This window comes from Thermodesulfobacterium sp., assembly GCF_030445475.1.
Taxonomy (GTDB): domain Bacteria; phylum Desulfobacterota; class Thermodesulfobacteria; order Thermodesulfobacteriales; family Thermodesulfobacteriaceae; genus Thermodesulfobacterium; species Thermodesulfobacterium commune.
Map to the genome: position 1 here is coordinate 33,523 of NZ_JASUTP010000007.1, position 21,989 is coordinate 55,511.

The 21,989-nt window shown below is 35.3% G+C and carries 21 protein-coding genes; 16 read left to right on the top strand and 5 right to left on the bottom strand.

The window, feature by feature from the left end; all coding sequences use genetic code 11:
* Positions 1–69: 69 nt before the first annotated feature.
* Positions 70–1,293 (bottom strand): 2,3-bisphosphoglycerate-independent phosphoglycerate mutase, encoded by a 1,224-nt coding sequence (locus PWP26_RS03910; RefSeq protein ID WP_301398991.1) that lies wholly within the window; start codon positions 1,291–1,293, stop codon positions 70–72.
* A gap of 51 nt (positions 1,294–1,344) precedes the next feature.
* Between PWP26_RS03910 and PWP26_RS03915 the strand changes: the two genes are divergently transcribed.
* Entirely contained in the window at positions 1,345–1,830 is a 486-nt protein-coding gene (locus PWP26_RS03915) for a biosynthetic peptidoglycan transglycosylase (RefSeq protein WP_301398992.1), read from the top strand.
* On the top strand, positions 1,823–2,224 hold the full coding sequence (locus PWP26_RS03920) for a transglycosylase domain-containing protein (protein WP_301398993.1): 402 nt from the start codon (positions 1,823–1,825) through the stop codon (positions 2,222–2,224). The genes PWP26_RS03915 and PWP26_RS03920 overlap by 8 nt, the downstream gene beginning before the upstream one ends.
* On the opposite strand, the gene PWP26_RS03925 is transcribed toward PWP26_RS03920, so the two are convergent.
* Positions 2,221–2,652, bottom strand: coding sequence for a hypothetical protein (locus PWP26_RS03925; RefSeq protein WP_287568635.1), 432 nt, complete (start codon positions 2,650–2,652; stop codon positions 2,221–2,223). The genes PWP26_RS03920 and PWP26_RS03925 overlap by 4 nt on opposite strands.
* A 283-nt stretch (positions 2,653–2,935) precedes the next feature.
* Here PWP26_RS03925 and PWP26_RS03930 point away from each other — a divergent pair, with 283 nt between their 5' ends.
* From PWP26_RS03930 to PWP26_RS03960, 7 genes are all read left to right on the top strand, one after another.
* Positions 2,936–3,448, top strand: a complete 513-nt coding sequence (locus PWP26_RS03930; RefSeq protein WP_287568634.1) for a BCAM0308 family protein — start codon at positions 2,936–2,938, stop codon at positions 3,446–3,448.
* Between the two features lie 17 nt (positions 3,449–3,465).
* On the top strand, positions 3,466–4,326 hold the full coding sequence (locus tag PWP26_RS03935; protein ID WP_301398994.1) for a universal stress protein: 861 nt from the start codon (positions 3,466–3,468) through the stop codon (positions 4,324–4,326).
* 15 nt (positions 4,327–4,341) lie between these two features.
* Positions 4,342–5,364, top strand: coding sequence for a sodium:calcium antiporter (locus PWP26_RS03940; RefSeq protein ID WP_287568632.1), 1,023 nt, complete (start codon positions 4,342–4,344; stop codon positions 5,362–5,364).
* 5 nt (positions 5,365–5,369) lie between these two features.
* Complete coding sequence (locus PWP26_RS03945; RefSeq protein ID WP_301398995.1) at positions 5,370–6,647, top strand: folylpolyglutamate synthase/dihydrofolate synthase family protein; 1,278 nt, start codon at positions 5,370–5,372, stop codon at positions 6,645–6,647.
* A gap of 105 nt (positions 6,648–6,752) precedes the next feature.
* Positions 6,753–7,106 carry a Rho termination factor N-terminal domain-containing protein gene (locus PWP26_RS03950; protein WP_022855090.1) on the top strand — a complete coding sequence of 118 codons (354 nt, stop codon included), beginning with the start codon at positions 6,753–6,755 and terminating at the stop codon, positions 7,104–7,106.
* A gap of 12 nt (positions 7,107–7,118) precedes the next feature.
* Positions 7,119–8,006, top strand: coding sequence for a phosphoribosylaminoimidazolesuccinocarboxamide synthase (locus tag PWP26_RS03955; protein ID WP_301398996.1), 888 nt, complete (start codon positions 7,119–7,121; stop codon positions 8,004–8,006).
* On the top strand, positions 8,006–8,941 hold the full coding sequence (locus tag PWP26_RS03960; protein ID WP_273019100.1) for a ParB/RepB/Spo0J family partition protein: 936 nt from the start codon (positions 8,006–8,008) through the stop codon (positions 8,939–8,941). Before PWP26_RS03955 ends, PWP26_RS03960 begins: the two co-directional genes overlap by 1 nt.
* 5 nt (positions 8,942–8,946) lie before the next feature.
* On the opposite strand, the gene holA is transcribed toward PWP26_RS03960, so the two are convergent.
* Genes holA through PWP26_RS03975 form a run of 3 tightly spaced genes read right to left on the bottom strand, consistent with a single transcriptional unit; the run spans position 8,947 to position 14,652 of the window.
* Complete coding sequence (holA, locus tag PWP26_RS03965) at positions 8,947–10,017, bottom strand: DNA polymerase III subunit delta (protein ID WP_273011337.1); 1,071 nt, start codon at positions 10,015–10,017, stop codon at positions 8,947–8,949.
* A 7-nt stretch (positions 10,018–10,024) separates the two neighbouring features.
* Positions 10,025–11,461 (bottom strand): pyruvate kinase, encoded by a 1,437-nt coding sequence (gene pyk, locus PWP26_RS03970; RefSeq protein WP_038061107.1) that lies wholly within the window; start codon positions 11,459–11,461, stop codon positions 10,025–10,027.
* The gene (locus PWP26_RS03975; RefSeq protein ID WP_301398997.1) at positions 11,458–14,652 is read right to left on the bottom strand and encodes an EAL domain-containing protein; all 3,195 of its coding nucleotides are present in this window, start codon (positions 14,650–14,652) and stop codon (positions 11,458–11,460) included. The genes pyk and PWP26_RS03975 overlap by 4 nt, the downstream gene beginning before the upstream one ends.
* 162 nt (positions 14,653–14,814) lie before the next feature.
* Between PWP26_RS03975 and PWP26_RS03980 the strand changes: the two genes are divergently transcribed.
* From PWP26_RS03980 to PWP26_RS04010, 7 genes are all read left to right on the top strand, one after another.
* Positions 14,815–15,249, top strand: a complete 435-nt coding sequence (locus PWP26_RS03980) for an Rrf2 family transcriptional regulator (RefSeq protein WP_038061104.1) — start codon at positions 14,815–14,817, stop codon at positions 15,247–15,249.
* 24 nt (positions 15,250–15,273) lie between these two features.
* On the top strand, positions 15,274–16,599 hold the full coding sequence (locus tag PWP26_RS03985) for a cytochrome ubiquinol oxidase subunit I (protein WP_022855082.1): 1,326 nt from the start codon (positions 15,274–15,276) through the stop codon (positions 16,597–16,599).
* A gap of 30 nt (positions 16,600–16,629) precedes the next feature.
* Positions 16,630–17,649 (top strand): cytochrome d ubiquinol oxidase subunit II, encoded by a 1,020-nt coding sequence (gene cydB, locus PWP26_RS03990; RefSeq protein WP_273018803.1) that lies wholly within the window; start codon positions 16,630–16,632, stop codon positions 17,647–17,649.
* Positions 17,650–18,107: 458 nt separating this feature from the next.
* Entirely contained in the window at positions 18,108–19,907 is a 1,800-nt protein-coding gene (locus tag PWP26_RS03995) for an aldehyde ferredoxin oxidoreductase family protein (protein WP_038061098.1), read from the top strand.
* A gap of 109 nt (positions 19,908–20,016) precedes the next feature.
* On the top strand, positions 20,017–21,054 hold the full coding sequence (locus tag PWP26_RS04000; protein ID WP_301398998.1) for a tungsten cofactor oxidoreductase radical SAM maturase: 1,038 nt from the start codon (positions 20,017–20,019) through the stop codon (positions 21,052–21,054).
* 19 nt (positions 21,055–21,073) lie between these two features.
* Entirely contained in the window at positions 21,074–21,295 is a 222-nt protein-coding gene (locus tag PWP26_RS04005; RefSeq protein ID WP_028840711.1) for a MoaD/ThiS family protein, read from the top strand.
* The gene (locus PWP26_RS04010; RefSeq protein WP_367652116.1) at positions 21,258–21,986 is read left to right on the top strand and encodes a ThiF family adenylyltransferase; all 729 of its coding nucleotides are present in this window, start codon (positions 21,258–21,260) and stop codon (positions 21,984–21,986) included. The genes PWP26_RS04005 and PWP26_RS04010 overlap by 38 nt, the downstream gene beginning before the upstream one ends.
* Positions 21,987–21,989 lie beyond the last annotated feature (3 nt).

Consider the following 21,989-nt stretch of genomic DNA (forward strand, 5'->3'; position numbering starts at 1 on the left):
TTTTTAAATTAGTAACTACAATGGATAGATATAACCCTGATTTTACTTTTGTCAATATCATTTTAATAATTAGGCCCCAAATTTTTTTAGCCGCCCAGCGTGAGCCAAAAGCAGAGGCATCAGTTTATAAGCATAAAATATGCCTAATTCTCCCTTCAGACATTCTCTTTCTGTAAACCTTTCAGAGGTATTCCCTAAGACATAGGGAGACCAAACAAGGGTAGGCACAGGATGCCAGGAATGGGCTTTCATAATACATGGAGTAGAGTGGTCTCCTGTGATACAAAGTACTTGGGGATTTAAGTCTAAAATTTCAAGAAGGTATTGATCAAAAGACTCTATAGTTTTAATTTTTGCCTCAGCGTTTCCATCTTCTCCGTAAGAATCAGTCTTTTTTATATGGACAAAAAAGTAATCGTAAGTTTCCCAAACTTCTTTCAAAGCTTGGATTTCATCTTTCAGGTCTGTCCCTTTAACAGAAACTATTTTCATCCCTACAAGGCTTGCAAGTCCTTTATACATAGGATAGGTTGCTATACAACATGGGGTTACCCCAAACCTTTGTTGTAAGGTTGGAAGGTCAGGCTTTACAGAAAAACCCCTCAGCAAGACGTAATTGGCCTTAGGTTCATCTTTTAAGATTTCAGAGGCTTGATCGATAAACTTAGAGACAACCTCTACTACTTTTTTAAGCTCTGGATAAGGAGAAGAAACCGGGATAGGAGGTTTTCCTAAAACTTGAGGGTCTGTATCGTTTAGTTGATTTACCAGATCTGAAACTTTTTCTTGAAACCTAAAAACTACTACAAACCGGTGTTCCATTCCTGATTTTAAAATTACCTCAACACCATCTATGTTTTTTATTTTTTCGGAAAGTTTGGCGATTAACCTTTGGTTCTCTTCGGTAGAGATTCTACCTGCCCTTCTATCTATCACGACAGGATTTTGATTTTGATACTCCACCGTAGCAAAATTACCTCTAACAGCTATATCTGTATCTTTTAATTCTATTCCTACACCTAAAGCTTCTAATACACCTCTTCCTATAGTAACTTGAGAGGGGTCATAACCAAAAATCCCAAGATGTCCTGGACCACTACCTGGAGTAATCCCATAATCTACAGGAATATGAAGGCCTGTGGCTGATTTTTTAGCCAACTGGTCAAGATTAGGTGTATAAGCTAACTCTAAAGGAGTTTTCCCATCTTTTACAGGCAAATCTCCTACTCCGTCAAGTACCACTTTTACGATTTTAGCATCTCCCTTTTTGATTAGTTTTTCAACCAACCCCATCTTGCCCTCCCTTTTGTTTTTTTTACCATTTTATCATATAATTATAAAACCATGAAAACCTTAAAAATTATCTTTTTTATATTTGTTGCAGTCTTTTTATTTTATCTGATAGGATATCCTCTTTTGCTTGATGTGTCTTCTCTAAAAACACAAAACCCTAAGCTTACCGCTATGATGAAATATCGGATGAAACAATGGGAAAAAGAAGGAAAAAAGGTTCAAATAAAACAGATTTGGGTTCCGTTAAACAGTATTTCTCCTTACTTGATCAAAGCTGTGTTAATCGCGGAAGATGATAAGTTTTACAAACATGAAGGTTTTGATTTTGATGGTATAAAAAAGGCCTTGGAGAAAAATCTAAAAGAGGGAAAGCTTAAATACGGAGGAAGCACCATTTCTCAACAGCTCGCTAAAAATCTTTACTTAAACCCTTCCAAAAATCTTATAAGGAAGATTCAAGAAGCCATCCTTACCATAAGGCTTGAAAACACTTTATCTAAAAAAACGTATCTTAGAGCTTTACCTAAATGTGGCTGAATGGGGAGAGGGGATCTTTGGAGTCGAAGCAGCAGCCAGACATTACTACGGAAAAAGTGCTAAATATCTTACTCCTTGGGAAGCAGCAAGGTTGGCGGCTGTACTTCCTAATCCTTTAAAATACAACCCATTAGGGCATCAACCATATGTCGAAAAAAGAAGTAGATTGATCTACTTTATCATGAAAAAAAGAGGTATTATTAAAGAAGAATATCAAGAGGTAGAAAAAGAAACAGAAGACATTACCGAACCAGAACCTACACCCAACCAACCTGAAAAACCTGAGGACACTCCTAATAAACCTACCTTAACGCCTGGGTCTGAACAATCTCCTTTAAAAGAAAACCCTCAGCCAGATTCTAAGACAGAAGAAAAAAAGACAGAAAATCCTTAGTATATGTCTTTTTCTTTCCAGATCTCTTCTAAACGCTCTGTTTCTGCGTCTTTTTCCTGTATTGACCTTTCCCAATCCATCTTTTTCTGAAAAAGGTCTACCTCATGTTTGATCAACCTTTCTTTAAATTCTGGATGAGAAAGGTAAGGAAGGGCTACGGTCAAAAATCCCTCTTTCATCGTTGAAAAAAGTTGATTAATTTGGTCCTCAGGTACGAAATGTCTTTCTTTTCTGTAGCGGTAGTATACCTTTCCGTCGGTTTTTTCCATAAAAAGGTTATAATAAGTTTCGTTGGCAAAATCTTCTTTTTTAGGACAAACCCCTACCTGGATTAAAAGCCCTACCAACCATCTATCCCCAGCCAGTCTTCTTGAATAATCCCATATTTCTAAAGTTAACCCGTTTTCAAGCTCTATCCTATCAACCATCTTTCCCTCCCATAACGGCTTATGATTTTTTGATGGTGGGAGCCATCGATAAGCCATATCGGTAAATTTAATAGATAAAGTCTAAAAGTCAATTAGGGTTTGTTTATATCTTGAAGGCATGTTAAAATATTTTTTAAAGTTGCAATTTTTATTAAAAATTTTATAAAAATTTACATTTTAGACAAATTTAATCAAATTGTTTGCTAAAAATATTTTGTTGACAATGTCTTTATAAGAACTTATAATTTTAAAAGGGAAGAAATTTCAAAAAAAAGGAGGGTATATGAGTAAAAAAGGGGATAAATGGATCAAACATACGCATGTTTTTGAGACCACTGAAGACCCTTACGCAATGAAAGAGGCTCCTGCAGGAGAGGCCATCTGTCCCAGATGTAAAGCGGTGTTTAAAGATAAACGTTGGGTTATAGACGAGGAATTATACGAGGAACTGAAAGAAATCGATACAGTTCCGCAGCTTATATGTCCAGGCTGTAAAAAAGCTTTAGAACAGTATGCTATGGGGTATCTTTATATCTCAGGGGGTTTTTGGGAATCTCATAGGGGAGATATTATGAAATTGTTAAACAATGAGTATGAAAGAGCTCGCAACATTAACCCTCTGCATCAAATTATCAACATAAACGAAGAAGACGGAACAACTGTCATAGAGACCACTACCGACCATTTAGCTCAAAGACTTGGAAGGGCTCTTTACAGAGCCTATAAAGGAGATTTAGAATTTAAATGGTCCAAAGGAGACAAATTGGTAAGAGTTTACTGGCACAGAGACAAATAAATTTTAGGACAAAAGTCATGAGTTTAACCATAGCTTTAGCCATAGACTTTAAAAAGTTAACCCCAAATGTGATAACCTCTGGCCTTTTCTTGGCTGACCATTTGCCAGAGGTTTCTAACATCATACTTTTTCATGCCATCGAATACTTTCTAACTCCTCCTGCCTACCTTCAACCTTATTTAGAGGAGGAAAAACAAAGGTTAAAACAGGATTTAAAGGAATTTGTTAGCTCCCATATAGACGAAAAGACTAAAAAACGATTTAATTTTCAGACTAAAGTCATTTTAGGTAACTTTTGGTATTCCCTTACCAATTTTATCGAGCAGGTCAAACCCTTTGTAGTAGTTTTAGGGTATGTACCCCATTTTCTAAAAGTTCCTACCGCAGAGAAAATGATTGAAAGGCTTAACTGTAATTTCTTAGTGGTTAAAGAAACCTCTCTTACCAAGATCCAAAGATTAGGTTGTCTTATAGATTTTTCTGAAACAAGCAAATCCTGTTTAAAAATGGCTTCTCTTTTAAGCAAAAAAGACGTGTTAGAAATATCATGTCTAAATGTAATACAACCTCCTGATTTTCTAAAAAAAACAGTATTAACCTCAGATCTTATAGAAGAAGAAAAAGAACAAAGATATGCTTTATGGAAAAAACTCATAGCAAACTTTAGTGATGAACAGGATTTTGTCCAAAAAATAAAGTTTGAAGTAATGGTAGGTAACAGGCTTGAAAAAATAGAAGAATTTGTTAAAAATCAGGCAATCGACCTGTTAATCATGGGAAAAAAAGGTAAAATGGTTAAAAAAGGTTTAGGTTCTATTGCCCGAGAGGTGGTAAGAAAGGTTGAAGTACCTATTTTAATAGTGGATCAAGTATTATAGAAAGGGTCTTGTAACATGGACATAATTTTGTTAGTATTAGCACTTTTAATCATATTGTTTTGTGCAGAAATATTTACCAACGGAGTTGAAAATTTAGGTAAAGCCCTTTCTTTATCCCAAGCAGTGGTAGGCAGTGTACTTGCAGCCGTAGGGACAGCTCTTCCAGAAACCATTATTCCCTTAGTAGCCATTCTGATGTACAAAGGAGAAGGAGGCTCTTCTATAGGCATAGGAGCGATTTTAGGAGCTCCTTTTATGTTAGTTACTGCTGGATTGTTTCTCGTAGGTATAGGGGTTTTTTTGAGCTATCTTTTAAAAAGAAGAAAGGTTTTACAGGTGTATCTTGAACCTAAAACTTTTAAAAGAGATTTTACTTTCTTTCTAATTAGTTATTCCTTGGCTATCTTTTTTCCCTTTTTCTTTGAAAATACCCGTTTTGTGCATTACATTATCGGTTTATTACTGTTGATTAACTATTTTATCTATCTTTTCTTTACCTTTCGGGCAGAAAGTTTGGAAGTTGAATCAGAAGAAAAACTGTATTTAGAAAAAATACTAAAGATTAAAAACCCTACCAAGGGTACTGTGGTGTTTTTTTCGTCAGTTCAGGTAGTTTTAGCCCTTATCCTGATGGTGAAAGGTGCTCATCTTTTTGTAGAAAAATTAGAGGTTTTATCTCATTCTTGGGGATTAGACCCTCTTCTTTTTGCCCTTTTAGTAGCTCCTATCGCTACTGAACTTCCTGAAAAATTTAACAGCCTGATTTGGACTTTAAGAGGGAGAGACGTTTTAGCTCTGGGAAACATGACCGGAGCTATGGTTTTTCAGTCAACCTTTCCTGTAAGCGTAGGTCTTCTTTTCACCGATTGGATAGTAGAAGGATTAGCTTTGACTTCAGCGATAATTGCCATATCCTTAGGGCTTATCTATGTCCTCTTCTTAAACCTTTTTAAAAAAATTCCTGTTTATCTTTTTATAATTTCAGGGATTTGTTATTTAGTGTATGGTTATTTAGTAATCCAGAGTTTCAATAATTAAAGTTTATGTCTTCTTCTTTAGAGTGGTTATATCAATTAGGATTTCACCGGATAAAACCTGGTTTAGCAAGAATTACTCAAGTCTTAACCAGACTGGGAAATCCTCAAAGAAAACTTAAAATTATACATATTGCCGGCACCAACGGTAAGGGTTCAACTGCTGCTATCTTAACCGAACTTTTAAAACAGCATAGGTTTAAAGTAGGTCTTTATACCTCCCCTCATCTTTTTAAACTCAACGAAAGGTTTAAGATAAACGGACAAGACATACCAGATGAAACCCTTGAAGCTCTAATTTCTGAGGTAAAACCTCTGGCTCAAGCTTTCAATCTAACCTTTTTTGAGGTTACCACTGCCGTTGCTTTTCTTTATTTTAGTCAAACAGAAGTAGATTTTGCGGTAATTGAGTGTGGTATGGGAGGAAGACTTGATGCTACAAACGTAGTCTTTCCTAAAGTAACCATCATTACTAACGTAGGTTTTGATCATACCAAATACTTAGGAAATACTTTAGAAAAAATAGCCTATGAAAAAGCAGGTATCATAAAGAGAAAGGTGCCATGCGTATTTGGAAACATTAAGCCTCAGGCTTTACCAGTTTTTTATCATAAACTATCACAGCTAAAAACAAAAGGTTATTTCTTAAACAAAGATTTTTTTGTAGTCGAGGATCATGGTCTCTGGAATTATTACGGAGAAAAAACCTTTAAAGATCTTTCTCTAAGTCTTTCAGGAAAATATCAAGGAGAAAACTTAGGTTGTGCACTAAAAACTCTCGAAATACTTGAAAACCTTAATCTCTTATCTATAGACTCTGAGACAGTAAAAAAAGCTTTAAAAGAGGTAAGATGGAAAGGGCGATACGAAAAAATAAAAATAAGAGAAAAGGAAATTTTAATTGATGTAGCCCATAACCCTGACGGGGTAGAAGCCTTGGTAAAGGACCTTTTGGCTAAAGGGTGTGATAAATCATTTTTAGTTATTTTTGGGGTGACCAATGAAGACGGACAAAAACCTTTCTTAGATATGTTTCTTAAGCTAAGCCAAATTAGTCGTAAAACCTTTTTATGTGAATTTTCCTCCCACAGAAAAATAGTAACCCTTTCTGAATGGAAGAAAGCTATTAAAAATTATACCCAAGAAGAAGTTGTCTTTTTTCCCTCACCACAAGAAGCTCTAAGAGCAGCTTTGAACGAACCTATCTCCAAAATTCTGGTTACTGGGTCTATTTATTTTGTGGCCGAAGTTTTCAAAGTATTAGAAAATTTTGAAAAAGAAGTTTAAGATAATTACACTCTTGGGTTAGTTTATTGATTTCTTTTAATTTTATGATAACTTAAAAGAGATTTTAGGGTTTAAAACTATCTCTCAACAAGGAGGTTAAAGACTATGGATGAGGTAAAACAGGAAGAAACCAAAGAACTTCCTAAGTTGGAGAAAAAACTTGAGAAGATGACCATCAAAGAATTAAGGGAAATTGCCTTACAAATACCAGAAATTTCAGGTGTTCACGGAATGAACAAAGAAGAACTTATTTCTGCTCTTAAAAAAGTTTATGGTATAAAAGAAGAACCTAAAAAAGTTGGTGCCTCTATGAGGGAAATCAAGGCTAAGGTTAAAAAGTTTAAGGCCTTAGCTGAAGAAGCTAAAAAAAATAAAGACTGGACAAAATATGAAAGATACAGAAAATTGGCGGCTAAATTTAAGAAAAGAACAAGGAAACTTGCTAAAACTATGGCTTAATCGGAGGAAAAAATGAGTCTTCCTGTTTGGGAAACAAATCTAGAAAAAGTACCTCTTCTGAAAAGAGGAAAGGTTAGAGACATTTATGACTTGGGGGATAAACTTCTTATCGTAGCTACCGACAGGATTTCAGCCTTTGACGTAGTTCTTCCCACTCCTATTCCATATAAAGGTAAAATTTTAACCCAGATGAGCCTTTTCTGGTTTGACTTTTTAAAAGACATCGTAGACAACCATCTTATTACCGCAAACCTCGAGGAGTATCCTGAGGTTTTAAAAGAATATAAAGAAACATTAGCTCAACGCAGTATGTTGGTTAAAAAAGCTAAGGTTTTACCTGTAGAATGTATCGTCCGGGGATACATCACCGGGTCTGCCATGAAAGAATATCAAAAAACAGGGCAAGTTTGTGGAATACCTTTACCACCTGGCTTAAAAGAAGCTGATAAGCTACCTGAACCTATTTTTACCCCCTCAACCAAAGCAGAAATAGGAGAGCATGATGTCAACATCACTTATCAAGAAATGGAAAAATTAGTAGGCAGTGAGGTCGCTCAATTTTTAAAAGAAACCTCTTTAAAGATTTATAAAAAAGCCTCGGAGTATGCAGAAAGCAGAGGGATTATCATAGCAGATACCAAGTTTGAGTTTGGTATTTACGAAGATAAGATTATCTTGGTAGATGAGGTTTTAACTCCAGATTCATCACGTTTCTGGCCCAAAGATGAGTATCAACCTGGTAAACCTCAGAAAAGCTTTGATAAACAATTTATAAGAGATTGGTTAAAATCTATTTCTTGGGATCCTCAAAATCCCCCTACCATTCCTGAGGACATCGTGTTAAAAACCAGAGAAAAATATTTAGAAGCCCTTTATAGGCTTACAGGAAAGACCTTGTAGTGTTAGGCCCAATAACATGTAAAACCATAGACCTATCTTCTGTGTCGACAGAAGATAGGTCCTATCTTTTTTCTTTTCCTAAAAGAGACATTTTTTTGATTGAAAGTATCAAAAATTGGGGGTTATTACAACCCCCTATCCTTTATCTTCCAAAAGAAGGAGCCTTTCAGATAATTTGCGGAGAAGGTAGAGTTTTAGCCTGTAAAACCATTGGATTTAAAGAGATTAAAGCTCTGGTTTTAAAAAACCTCTCTCCCAAAGAGCTCTTACTTATTTCTTTAGAAAGCAATCTTTTCCGAAATCTGAATTTAGTAGAAAAAGCTGAATTTCTAAACAAAGCCATACCTCTTTTCACCTTAGACGAAATCCTTATTCTGATGAAAAAAATTAATCTTCCTCCTAATAATATATGGCTTAAAATTTTACTTGAAATAAATAAATTAGACATTGAATTTAAAAATTTAATCATTAATGATAAACTAAACCTTCATATTTTGCAATTTTTTAAATTTTTAAATGAAATAGAAAAAAAAGAGTTTTTGTTGGTGATAACCCGGCTCAATCTAAGTTTTAGCGAACAACGAGAGGTGTTGGAAAAACTTTTAGACCTAAAGCGCCGGTTAGGGTTAACTTGCTTATTACCTGAAGAGTTAAAAGATGCCTTAAATCATGAGGAGTTTAACCAGAGAAGAAAAACTTTTTTTGAAAGACTAAAAGAGCTTTATTACCCTAACCTATCCGCAAAAATGATGACTTTAAAACCCTATATTGAAAAATTACAAAAAAAACAGATAAACGTAAAACTATCTCCTTACTTAGAAAAAAAAGAAATAGAACTTATTTTTAAGGTTAAGGACAGTCAAGAATTCTCTCAAAAAATTGAGTTTTTAACTCAAAATGAAGAAGTTATTAAAAAAATTTTAGAAACAATCTAAAAACTTTAGGGTTGTAAGGTCTTTTGCCAGAGGTTGATGAAAAGTTCTTTAAAAACCTGATAAGGGTTTTTAAAATCTCTTTTTAAAGAAAGTTCTGCCTTATATAGTTCCTCAAACACCTGAGGAAGATTTTTTATTTTTTCTAAATGCTTTTTAAGGTTAAAGATTCGGTAGGGATGGCGTTCAGTTAACACTTTAGGAATTTCTACTATAGGGTCGGTTTTGATTTCCTCCCATTTTTTGGAAAATTGACTAAACCTTTCTTCTTTTTTCAATTCAGGGTGTTTTTCCAAAAATTCTGCTAATATCTGAAAAATCTTAAAAGATTTATACAGATAACTTAAAATTCTATGAGGTTCTTCTTTATGGTCCAAAAGTTGTGCAACTATCCTGTAGGCTTTCTCTGGGCCAGACTGAAAAAGACTTTCTTCCACCATAAAAAGCACTTCCTCTTCGAGAGGGATGGTTACGCTCCATACATCTTCTTCTGTAATCACAGCTCTTTCTTCAGTATATAGCAAAAGTTTATCAAGCTCATTTAAAAAATGATGATAATCTTTTCCTACCAAGGACAAAAAAAGTTCGGTGGTTTTTCTGTCCATAGTTTTTCCAGTTTCTTTAAGTTTGAGGATAAGCTCTGTTTCTAAGAAATCCTCCTCTTTTTTAAAGTTAAAAAAGACTATCGCCCCTTTTTGCAAGGCAAATTGATATAAAGGTCTATTTTCCTCAAATTTTTCTGCTATGATAAACCAGGTAAAAACAGAGGTTTCTTTTTCTAAGCTTTTTATTATCTCTTCCTCTTTAGAAAGTTCTATGTTTTCTCCTCCTAAGATTAAATAAACTTTTCTCAAACCAAAAAGTCCTTCCTGATATCCTTTTATCTTAGAAAAAGTCTTTTTATCTTCTTTATCGTTTAGGTTATAAACTTCTATGGTAGAACCTTTGTCCTGTAAAATATTATAGATTTCTTTTGCTTTTTCTTTACAAAGTTGTGGCTCTCCTATAAAAATGTAAACCGGAGCAATCCGTTTTTGTTTGGCAAGTTCTAAAACTTTTGAGAAGGTTAAAACTGGCATAACAAATTTAGCTTTCTAAGAGGGCTTGAATTTGGTCTGGTTTAATCAACCTTATTAGGTTGGTAGAACCAACCTTTCCTACAGGATATCCCATGGTTAAAACGAGCGTATCTTTTTTATTAATAAGCCTTTGCTGATAAGCCCTTACCAAAAATTCTTTTACCATACTGTCTATAGTTTTTACTTCAGAAAGCACAAAACAAGGATAAACCCCCCAAACTACCGTAAGACGTCTTAAGATTTCTTCATCATGTACATTGGCTAAAATCAACTCCTTAGGCCTGAACTTTGCTATCCGCATGGCAGAACTGCCAGATTTAGTAAAAACCACGATAGCTTTGGCTTTAACCTCAGAAGCTAAAACACAACTGCTATAGGCAATGGCAAAATCTGAGGACACTTCCTGATAAGTTTCTTTTAGATAAGGATACAGCTTTTCAGCTTCTTTGATGATTTTAACCATCATTTTTACACACTCTACAGGGAAGTTGCCTATAGCTGTCTCGTCTGAAAGCATCAAAGCATCAGCCCCGTCTAAAACCGCATTGGCGATGTCTGAAACGTCTGCTCTTGTAGGCATGGTAGAATCAATCATGGAGGTTAGCATTTGAGTAGCAATTATCACCGGTTTACCCAATTTTCTACCCTTTTCTACCAATACTTTTTGTATAACAGGAACTCGTTCGATAGGAACCTCTACCCCAAGGTCTCCCCTTGCAACCATAAGTCCGTCAGCTACCTCTAAAATTTCTTCTATGTTTTCAAGAGCAGTTTGTGTTTCTATCTTGGCAAACACAGGTTGCCCCTTGCCAAATTTCTCTATCACCTCTTTACAAGCTAAAACGTCTTCTTTTCTATTCACAAAGGAAAGGGCTACAAAATCTATTTCATTCTGAAGTCCGAACAAAAGGTCCTCTCTATCTTTGGGAGTAAAAGCCGGTATAGAAAGAGAAACACCAGGGAAATTAAGACCTTTTTTAGAAGAAATAACCCCTCCCTGCAATACTTCAGTAATAACTCTATCCTCTAAAACTTTAATCACTCTCAACTTAATTAAACCGTCTGCTACATAGATAAGGTCTTTCTCTTTTAGGTCTTCAAGGATTTCGGGATACTCTACAGAAACCTTAAAACAATCTCCTGTCTTTTCTCCCAAAATCTTGGTTTTATGTAGTTCAAGAATCTCTCCTGCATGGACTAAAAAGGGTTTTTTAACCTCTCCTATTCGGATTTTAGGGCCTGAAAGGTCTTGTAAAATACCTACCGGAAGTTTTAACTCTGCCGAAGCCCTTCTTATAAGCTTTATACTTTGCTTATGGTATTCATGGTCACCGTGAGAAAAATTTAACCTAAAAACATTAACCCCAGCCTTTATCAATTTTTTTATCAATGTAAGATTCTGGGTCTTGGGACCTATGGTGGCTACTATCTTGGTTTTTTTCATAGGTTAGGCTTTTTAAACTTTTTTAAATATTCAAAACATTCTTCTTCTGGCATAGGTTTGGCAAATAAAAATCCCTGAAAATAGTCACAACCTAACTCCTTTAAAACCTCAAATTGTTCTTTGGTTTCCACTCCTTCAGCTATGGTTTTAATGTTAAGTTTTTTAGCCAGGGTTATTATGGTTTCTAAGATAAAAAAAGTTTTCTTGTCAGTTAAGAAATCTCTGACAAAACTTTGGTCTATTTTTATAAAGTCTATCGGTAGATCTTTTAGATAATGTAAAGAGGAATAACCTGTCCCAAAATCATCTATCGATATGTTGATTCGATAAAACTTGAGCATTCTCAAAAGTTTGTTTGCTTTTTCTAAATTAGTGGCTAAAGCATGTTCTGTGATTTCAATCCCCAAGCAACAAGGTATGTTTTTTAACAAGTCTACCTTTTTAGAGAGTATTTCAAAAATGTGCATAGTTTCTAAACTTTTAGAAGAGATGTTGATTGAAACAGGTTTTTGAATTTTTACCAAGGTTTCTAAATTTTTATCTATACTTATTTCTTCAAAATCTTTCAAGTAAGGGCTGTTTTCTAAGTAATCTATAAAATCTCCTGGGTTAAAAACTTTTCCATCCGCTTTTATCCTAACCAGGGCCTCAAGCCCTGCAACCTCAAGGTCAGAAGTAAAATAAGGTTGATAGTAAAAAACAAAGAGATGTTCCTGAATAGCCTTTTTAACCAGATTTTCTACAAAAAATATGTTTTCTACGTGTTTTTCTACATAAGGATTAAAAATTTCTATGATGTTAGGCCCTTTTTTCTTTACCTCACTCAACAACACATTTGCTTTTCGCCAAATCTCAATAAAACTACTGCCATCTTCTGGATAAAAAACAATCCCTCCTTGAAACTCTAAAAACCCCCTTTTTCCTTGTTTTACTTCAATAGGTAAAGTAAAAATTTCTTGAATTTTTTTAATCAAGCTATAAACATCTTTTTTTTCATAGTCTATCAAAAATAATGAAAAACTATCTCCTACCGGACGAGAGATTAAAGCATTAGGGAAAGACTCTTTCAACCTCTGAGCAACGGTTGTCAAAACTTTATCCCCTGCCTCAAGTCCGTAAAAATGGTTTATGTAAGAAAAGTTATACAAATCCAACAACACAAGAATACCTTCTTTCACCACCTGCAACAGGTCGGTTGTTTTTTGAGCAAATCCCTGGTAGTTTAACAAACCTGTAAGCAGGTCCTGAGTTAACATCTTTTGCTTTTCTATTTCAAAAATTATTTCTTTGGTGAGGTTTTTACCTAAGATGATAACTTTCTTATAATCGGCAAACTTAACTAAAGTTAATTTTATTTCTAAAAAACTTCGTTTTTTGGTTGAAGAAAGAGAAATAATCTTTTTTATAGTATTTAAACCCTTTAAAACCTGATTTATTTCTTCAGAGGTAATACCTAATAACTTAAATATGTTAACTTCAAAAGGGTCTTCCTCAAACTCAAGTTCATGGAAGGCAACCGGATTTAAGTATTCTAACTTTCCGTCTACATCAGCAATAATTAACATGTCTCCGCTTTGTTTGATAAAGTCGTTAAAAATTTGTATTCTTAAAAACAAGTCTATTTTTTTTAAGGCAAAAGAAAGGTTGTTTTTAAGTTCTTCTAACAGCTCAAAGTACTCTTCTGTAAAAAAGTTAGGCTCATCCGCCCAAAGCACCAACACATGAGAAACCCGTTTTCCTTTCATTATAGGAACACTGCAAACCGATCTTACGTTTAAAGCCTTTAAGATCTCAGAAACATCTTTAAGGTGATGATACTTTTCCACATCAGGTATTATGTTTATTCTTTTTTCGTGAAAAGCTTTATAAAAACTAAGGGTTTGATTTTCTAAGGAAAAAAGATAGGGATCAACCCTGTTTATAAAGCTTAGGGTTTCTGGATAATACAGAATAGGCTTAACTTTTTTGGTTAATTCATCTACCTCTCCTATCCAAGCCCCTTTCAATTCCAATACCTTGACCAAGGTTTTAACAACCTTATCAAACAACTCCCCTTCAGAATAACTTTCTATCAGTAAATGATTAATCTCTTTTAAAACTTCGATGAACTTTTTATGCCTTACCTCTGAGGTTATGTCTATTACTAAAGATAAACCTGCAAAATCCCCTTGAAAAACTATGGTATCTGCATAAACGTTAAACCACCTTTTTCTTCCTTGTTTAGTTTTTACAGGTATTTCATAGTAAACAGTGGGAAAAAACTCTCCTGTGCATCTTCTTTTTATGTTTTCTTTTACAACCTCTTTAATCTTTTCCTCGAAAAAGAGATCTTCCATTTTATAGTCTTCTAAATCTTGAGGTTCGTGGTTTAGTCGTTTTAGGGCATATTCATTAGCCAACAAAATCTGGTCATCTCGGTAGATTAACATACCTAAGTATGGCGATTTATAAAAGGTTTCATAGATTAAGGCCTTTTCCCATAGACTTGACAAAAGTTCTGGTAATATGGCAAAGGTTTTTATAAACTGTTCTTCTTGGGAGATAAGATCAACCTCTAATCCCTTTAAGGTAAAGGGAGTTAGAAAAAAATCTTTTAACCATAGAAAATAAGGAGAACCTGGATTGAGCATAAAAAAATGTAGATCATGGTAAGAGATAGGTAACCAAAAGTTAGATCTAATTATTTCTTGATTAGTTTTTAAAAAATCTGCTGAGAATAAAGCCAGGTCTATATGTTTTTTTAAAAAAGAATTTTTAATCTCCTCTTGAGAGGGAAAAAAAATCGGCAAAATCCTGGTTAAAGAGATGGGAAACTCTTGATATAAGACTAAAAGCAGATTTATCAAACAACGCTTTTTTAAAAGTCCTAACTTGAAAAATTCTTTTTCTTTACCACTAAACTCTGAAAAATCCTTTCTACTTATTAAACAAAAGTTAGCATGCCCTAACCCTTTCGTCTTGGCTACAGGAACAAAACTTTTATTTACAGCCTCACAACTGTTAACAAAAGAGGCAAAATAGATGTCCGGAAGAGAAGAATCTAAATACCTAAGCTCCTCTTCCAGATCTCTGAAGATTTTTAGCTCGATCTTTAACCCTGTTTTCTTTACAATTCCATCAACAAGTTCTTCCCAAACTAAAGACCTATCCTTTTGACAATGACAAACCGCAAAAGTTAAAAAATTTTCCATAACACCTAAAAATTTTTTTTACAAGTATTTTAACATAATTTTTCTATGTACACAACCTAACCAAATTTTTGATAAAATTTTTAAAATCAGTATTGACGTCAAAAAAATTTTTCTTAAAATAAAATTTAAGTAGACTAAAAACATCTACTTAAGAGGGGAATTTTGGAATTTACAGCCGCACAGGACTATGCAATAAGGATGGTTCTTTATCTGTCTTGTATCTATTTATATCAAGGAAAAACGATCGCCTCTCGAGAAGAGATTTGTCGGACGATGGGAATACCTAAGGCTTTTTTAGCCAAGATTGCTCAGTTTTTAGAAAAGGCAGGAATTTTAACCATAAAAAGAGGTAAAACCGGTGGGTATCAGTTGTTAAAAAAACCCTCACAGATTTCTTTGTTAGAGGTAGTCGAAGCGTTTGAAGGCCCTATTACCTTTACCCGATGTTTTATCAAAAAGGAACAATGTAAAAGAATCGAATTTTGTCCGGTAAACAAGGTACTGCATGAGATAAACGAGTGTTTTAGAGAAAAACTTTCTTCTTACACCTTTGATAAACTTGCAGAGGCAGAAATATTAGCCCTTAAAAAAGAGTAAACATAAAAACTAAAGGGGGGCTTTATGGATGTATTATGGTTGTCAAGGCTTCAGTTTGCAGCAGCAGCCATTTTTCATTTTTTGTTTGTACCCCTTACATTAGGTCTTTCTTTTTTGACTGCTATCTATCAAACCCTATGGCTTAAGACTGGAGATGAAGATTTTAAGCGGGCTGCCAGGTTCTGGGGTAAAATCTTTCTAATCAACTTTGGGTTAGGTGTAGTTACAGGAATAACCCTTGAGTTTCAGTTTGGAACCAACTGGCGTTATTATTCTGAATACGTAGGGGATGTTTTTGGACCTCTTTTGGCTATAGAGGCTACCTTAGCTTTTTTCCTTGAGTCTACTTTTATCGCGGTGTGGTGGTTTGGCTGGGATAGGCTTAGTCCTAAGGTTACCACCACTGCCATTTGGTTAACAGCTATCGCCTCAACCATTTCCGCGCTTTGGATTTTACTTGCCAACGGCTGGATGCAAAACCCTGTAGGTTTTGAGATAAGAAATGGAAGGGCAGAACTTACTGACTTTTGGGCCCTTTTAACTAATCCCTTTGGCTGGTCTCAGTTTTTCCATGTAGTCCCAGCAAGTTTTACCCTTGGCGGCTTTTTTGTTTTAGGTGTGTGTGGTTATCACCTTCTTAAGAAAAGAGAGGTAACCTTCTTTAAAAAATCTTTTAGAATAGCAGCTATTTGGACTTTAGTTTGGGCTATTATAGTGGTGGTGCTTGGGCATCATCATGGGGCTATAGTAGCTAAAACTCAGCCTACCAAATTAGCGGCGATGGAAGCTCTTTGGGAAACCAAAAAAGGTGCTGATTTTGCGCTTTTACTTATACCTGATGAAAAAAATGAACGAAACGTGGTAGAAACTTTTAAAATTCCAGGGATGGTAAGTTTACTTGCTTATCATAATTTTAACGCAGAGGTAAAAGGCCTTAAGGAATGGCCTAAAGAAGAAAGACCTCCTGTAGCCCTAAACTTCTGGAGTTTTAGGCTTATGGTTGGCCTTGGTTTTCTCTTTCTCTTTCTTGGTCTATGGGCTTGTATAAGAAGAAACAGTCCAGAAAACTGCCCTCTCCTTTTAAGACTACTTATAGTAAACATACCCTTACCTTATATCGCTTGTCAGCTTGGATGGATTGTAGCTGAGGTAGGAAGACAACCCTGGATAGTTTATGGGCTTATGAAAACTAAAGATGCAGTGTCCCCTCTTTCTGTCAGTCAGGTAGCTATTTCTTTTCCGGCCTTTATCATAGTGTATGGAATTTTAGGCTTTGTGTGTTTTTGGTTAATCATTAAAACTGCGATTAAAGGACCTGAAAAAGAAGCGGTAAAAACCTTGGGATATTAAAATAAAAATTTAAAATAAGGGGGTGAAAAAATGGAAGGCAACATTTACCAAATAATATGGTTTGTTCTCTGGGCTGTACTTTGGACAGGATATTTTGTTTTAGACGGATTTGACCTTGGAGCAGGCTCAGCCTTCTATCTTCTCGGTAAGAAAGAAGAAGAAAAAAAGGCTATTTACCAGGCCCTTGGTCCTTTTTGGGACGGGAATGAAGTCTGGTTAATCACCGCAGGAGGGGCTACCTTTGCAGCCTTTCCTAAAACCTATGCCGTTATGTTTAGCTCCCTTTATTCAGCCCTACTTTTATTGCTATTTTCTCTTATCCTTAGAGGTGTTTCTATAGAATACCGCAATAAATACGACAAACCTCTCTGGAAAACCTTATGGGATTTAGGGTTTTTCTTGGGAAGTATATTGCCACCTTTTCTTCTTGGGGTAGCCTTTGCCAACATTTTTCAGGGTATACCTATAGATGAAAAGGGTATATATCACGGCTCTCTCTTTACCTTACTTAATCCTTTTGGAATTTTAGGAGGAATTCTTTTTGTGTTTTGTTTTGCTGCTCATGGTTGTAATTGGATAGCTTTTAAAACAAACGGAGAGCTATCAGAAAGAGCAGCTACTCTTTCTAAAAAATTTACGGCCATCACACTTGTGTTAGCTGGGCTTTTCTTCTTTGGTGCTTATCTTTCTACCAATCTTTGGGAAAACTATTTTAAGTGTCCTTTACTTTTGATTATACCTTTAATCTCGGTAATAGGTTTCTTGATGGTATTTCCCTTTTTAATCAGGAAAAACTTTTTAGGGGCTTTTTTAGCCTCAGCTGTAGGAATATTAGGTTTTTCTGCCTGGGGTTTTGTAGGCCTTTTCCCCAACATGCTCCCCTCTTCTCTTAATCCTGCCTGGAACCTAACCATCTATAACAGCTCTTCAAGCCTTCTCACCCTTCAAATCATGACGATAGTAGCCCTGATTTTTGTCCCCATAGTACTGGCTTATACTTTTTGGGCTTATAAAACCTTTAGTTTTAAAATTTCCTCTAAAGAAATTTAGTTTTAACAAGAGGGAGGCAGTTTTAAATTGCCTCCCTCTTTCCAGCGTAATAAGGTATTACCGTTATCCCAAAAGCTAATCTGAAAATCTCTCCTTCACACTCACACTTAATTGATTTACTTTCTTTCTCAACCTCTGTATATCTAACATCTTTGCTACACGAACTATTTCTATACCCCTCTAATTTTTTTCTTTAGATGAATAGTTTGACGGTAGGAGATACATTAGTGAGTATAAATTTTTTCCATAAAAATTATTATTTTTTCAGAATAAAAAACTTTTAATCAAAAAGAAGAAAATTAATTATAATTTTGCGGCATTTAAACTTTAAAATAATATCTAACATTTTAATTTTGGACTTACAACACACAAAAATAGGCTTGACTTTTTATAAAAAATTCTATATAAACTTAATTAAAAAAGGTAAGTACAAACATATCAAAAATAGGAGGTGTGCTATGTACGGGTATGCTGGGAAAATTTTAAGAATTAACCTCACCAATCAAACCATTAAGGTTGAAGATTTAAATGCTGAATGGGCTAAGAAGTATATTGGAGGAAGAGGGCTTGCGAGTAAGTATTTATATGAGGAAATAGACCCTAAAGTAGACCCCTTTAGCCCTGAAAACAAGTTGATAATTACTACAGGTCCTCTTACCGGTACCTCTGTCCCTACAGGTGGAAGATATATGGTGGTTACTAAATCTCCTCTGACAGGGGCCATAGCTTGTTCTAACTCCGGAGGTTTTTTTGGTGCTGAACTTAAAGCTGCTGGTTATGACATGATAATCCTTGAAGGTAAAGCTCCCAAACCAGTCTATATCACCATAGAAGACGATAAGGTTGAGATAAAGGATGCTACCCATCTCTGGGGAAAGTTAGTTTATGAAACTACCGACCTTTTAAAACAAGAATATGGAGATAAGGCCAAAGTCCTTGCGATAGGACCAGCAGGGGAAAAATTAGTAAGGATCGCTGCGGTGATGAACGATTATGATAGAGCAGCAGGAAGGTCTGGAGTGGGTGCTGTTATGGGGTCTAAAAACGTAAAAGCTATAGTAGCCAAAGGTAGTAAGGGTGTTTCTGTGGCTGACGAACAAAAAGTAAAAGATGTAGTAGCAAGCAAGATAAAAATCATTCGTGAAAACCCTGTAACTGGAGAAGGACTTCCTGCCTACGGAACAGCCATCTTGGTAAACATAATAAACGAACATGGTATCTTTCCTGTGGCTAACTTTCAAAAAGCCTATACCCCTGAGGCTGATAAGATAAGTGGAGAAACCATGGCTAAAACTATTTTAACTAAAAAACATGCCTGTTTTAGATGTCCTATAGCCTGTGGAAGGGTGGTAAGGTTAAAAGACGGAAAAGAGGTTGGTGGGCCTGAGTATGAAACTGTATGGTCTTATGGAGCCAACTGTGAGGTTTACGATTTAAATGCTATTTCTGAGGCTAACTACTGGTGTAATCAGTATGGGTTAGACACCATCTCTACAGGTGCTACCATAGCAGCTGCTATGGAACTTTATCAAAAAGGATACATCAAAGACGATGAGATAGCTAAAGATGGATTATCTCTTAAGTTTGGAGACCCAGAAGCAATCGTAGGCTGGACGATAAAGATAGGAAAAAGAGAAGGATTAGGAGATAAATTGGCAGAAGGTTCTTACAGGTTGTGCGAGGCCTACGGTGCTCCCGACCTTTCTATGAGTGTTAAAAAACAAGAATTACCTGCCTATGACCCAAGAGGGGTTCAAGGACATGGTTTGGTTTATGCCACAGCCAACAGAGGTGGATGCCATGTGAGAGGATACCTTATCTCTGCTGAAATTTTAGGTATTCCTCAAAAACTTGACAGGTTCTCTACAGAAGGCAAAGCTGAATGGGCAAAAATTTTCCAGGACCTGACTGCAGTTATAGATTCTCTTGGGATGTGCCTTTTCACCTCTTTTGCTTTAGGGCTTAAAGACTATGTAGACCTTATGAATGCCGTTTGTGGTACTGACTACACAGAAGAAACCCTTCTTGCTGCAGGAGAAAGAATCTATAATTTAGAAAGACTATTTAACCTAAAAGCCGGTATAGACCCATCTCAAGATACCCTTCCCAAGAGGTTGCTTGAAGAACCAATCCCTGAAGGCCCTTCAAAAGGTGCAGTACATAAGCTTTCAGAGCTGTTACCTAAATACTACGAGGTAAGAGGTTGGGACGAAAAAGGTTATCCTAAGGAAGAAACCCTAAAAAGATTAGAAATCTAAGAATTAAAAGAGTTAGCTGTAGAAATAAAAAAGGGCTTCGGTAAAAATTTACCGAAGCCCTTTTTAACGATCGATCCTTTCCCAACATTCCTTATATAGGAGGTATTTCTTGATTTTTGAAAAACTATACTTAGAACTTACCAACAGATGTAACCTTAATTGCAAAATCTGTTATCGTCATGGCTGGGAAGAAACCTTACAAGATTTGGATTTTTTTCTTTTAGAAAAAATTTATAAGGAAATAAAAGATATAGATTTAAAAGAAATAGTCTTAGGGGGTATAGGAGAACCTCTATTCTATCCTAACATAAAAGAGGCAATAGAACTGTTTTCTAAATTTAATCTTACGCTAACTACCAACGGAAGTCTATTGAAGGATGACCTTGTAGAAATAGTTGCTACTAAAATAAAAAAGTTAGTGGTCTCTATCGACGGTAGTTTTGAAGTTTACGAAAAGATAAGGGGATATCCCTTAACCAATCTGATAGAAAATCTTAAAAACCTAAATAAGATTAAGCAAGAACTCAGGTCTGAATATCCTCTTTTATTGGTAGAGTTTGTGTTATCAAAAGAAAATCAGAAAGAACTTCTTAAGATTATAAACCTTTGTAATGAAATAGAAGCCTATCAACTTATCATTTCTCAGCTTGTACCTCAGTTAGAAAATAATAAAGACAGTATACTCTATAAAAAGTATCTTAACCAAGAACTTAAAGATTTATTTGAAAAAGTCAAACTGTACGCTTTAAGAACTGGGTTAAAATTGGTTTTACCTAAGGTTGAGCTTAAGACTGAAAGATATTGTTCTTTTATCGAGGAAAAAGCTTTGGTAGTAGGGTCAGACGGCAAGGTTTATCCTTGTTACAGATTTTCTCATAATATGATAGAATACGTTTTTGGTAGAAAAAAACAGATATACAAACATCCCTTTGGAGACTTAAGGAAAAAAAGTTTAACAGAAATTTTTGGAAGTCCTCAATATAAAGATTTTTACTACCGGATCTATGCAAACAGATACCCCTCTTGTATCGATTGTGATCTGGTAGATGGCTGTGAACTGGTAAAAACCTCTGAGTGTGACTGTTATGCTTTGATGCCTTCCTGTGGAGACTGTTTGTGGAGCAGAGGTTTTGCCCTATGTCCTTAAAATTGCAGGAGGTTTAAACATGATAAAGGTTAAACTTTTTGCCACCTTAAGAGAAGGAAGAGCAAATGAAATTGACTTTGAATTTTTTCCAGGTATAAACGGGAGATTTATCCTTGAAAAGCTTGGCATACCAGAGAAACAGGTGTCCATATTTTTGGTAAACGGAAGAGATTACTCCTTAGACGAACCGATCTCTGACGGTGATGTTATTGCCATTTTTCCACCGGTTGGAGGAGGTTAAGCTCTTGATAGAAAAAAGATACCTAAGAAACTTTAAGATGCTTTCTTTAGAGGAACAGGAGAGATTAAAAAAGACTAAGGTGTTAGTTGCTGGATGTGGAGGCCTTGGTGGATATGTGGTTGAAATGCTTGCAAGACTTGGTATAGGATGGATAACTGTGGTTGATGATGAGGTCTTTGAAGAAACCAACCTAAATAGACAGCTTTTTAGTACAGTTAATACTCTTGGGAAAAAAAAGGCTTTGGTAGCTAAACAACGAATCTTAGAAGTTAATCCTGATGTAGTAGTAAACCCTATTTTAACCAGAATAGAAGAAAAAAACGCAAAAGAGGTGGTTGCTGGTCATGAGGTAGTGGTGGATGCCCTTGATAGCATCCCCCATAGAATCCTTCTTGAAAGTGTGTGTGAAGAACTAAAAATACCTCTGATACATGGTGCGGTAGCAGGATGGTATGGTCAGGTTACAACCGTTTTGCCAGGAGATAGGACTTTATCTATGGTCTACAAAAACCATAAAGAAGGAATAGAAAAAGAATTAGGGACTCCTTCTTTTTCTCCTGCTGTGGTAGCTGGGATTCAGGTGTGTGAGGTATTAAAGGTAATCTTAAACAAAGGAGAGCCTCTTTCCAAGAAACTTTTATACATAGATCTACTTAGTCAGGAATATCAAAAAATAGAGTTGCATTTTTAAGAA

Excerpts from the sequence above, each read along its gene's own strand:
- PWP26_RS03910 (WP_301398991.1), bottom strand. The coding sequence starts at position 1,293 with ATGGGGTTGGTTGAAAAACTAATCAAAAAGGGAGATGCTAAAATCGTA.
- PWP26_RS03915 (WP_301398992.1), top strand. The coding sequence starts at position 1,345 with ATGAAAACCTTAAAAATTATCTTTTTTATATTTGTTGCAGTCTTTTTA.
- PWP26_RS03925 (WP_287568635.1), bottom strand. The coding sequence starts at position 2,652 with ATGGTTGATAGGATAGAGCTTGAAAACGGGTTAACTTTAGAAATATGG.
- PWP26_RS03930 (WP_287568634.1), top strand. The coding sequence starts at position 2,936 with ATGAGTAAAAAAGGGGATAAATGGATCAAACATACGCATGTTTTTGAG.
- PWP26_RS03935 (WP_301398994.1), top strand. The coding sequence starts at position 3,466 with ATGAGTTTAACCATAGCTTTAGCCATAGACTTTAAAAAGTTAACCCCA.
- PWP26_RS03940 (WP_287568632.1), top strand. The coding sequence starts at position 4,342 with ATGGACATAATTTTGTTAGTATTAGCACTTTTAATCATATTGTTTTGT.
- PWP26_RS03945 (WP_301398995.1), top strand. The coding sequence starts at position 5,370 with ATGTCTTCTTCTTTAGAGTGGTTATATCAATTAGGATTTCACCGGATA.
- PWP26_RS03950 (WP_022855090.1), top strand. The coding sequence starts at position 6,753 with ATGGATGAGGTAAAACAGGAAGAAACCAAAGAACTTCCTAAGTTGGAG.
- PWP26_RS03955 (WP_301398996.1), top strand. The coding sequence starts at position 7,119 with ATGAGTCTTCCTGTTTGGGAAACAAATCTAGAAAAAGTACCTCTTCTG.
- holA (WP_273011337.1), bottom strand. The coding sequence starts at position 10,017 with ATGCCAGTTTTAACCTTCTCAAAAGTTTTAGAACTTGCCAAACAAAAA.
- pyk (WP_038061107.1), bottom strand. The coding sequence starts at position 11,461 with ATGAAAAAAACCAAGATAGTAGCCACCATAGGTCCCAAGACCCAGAAT.
- PWP26_RS03975 (WP_301398997.1), bottom strand. The coding sequence starts at position 14,652 with ATGGAAAATTTTTTAACTTTTGCGGTTTGTCATTGTCAAAAGGATAGG.
- PWP26_RS03985 (WP_022855082.1), top strand. The coding sequence starts at position 15,274 with ATGGATGTATTATGGTTGTCAAGGCTTCAGTTTGCAGCAGCAGCCATT.
- cydB (WP_273018803.1), top strand. The coding sequence starts at position 16,630 with ATGGAAGGCAACATTTACCAAATAATATGGTTTGTTCTCTGGGCTGTA.
- PWP26_RS03995 (WP_038061098.1), top strand. The coding sequence starts at position 18,108 with ATGTACGGGTATGCTGGGAAAATTTTAAGAATTAACCTCACCAATCAA.
- PWP26_RS04005 (WP_028840711.1), top strand. The coding sequence starts at position 21,074 with ATGATAAAGGTTAAACTTTTTGCCACCTTAAGAGAAGGAAGAGCAAAT.
- PWP26_RS04010 (WP_367652116.1), top strand. The coding sequence starts at position 21,258 with ATGTTATTGCCATTTTTCCACCGGTTGGAGGAGGTTAAGCTCTTGATA.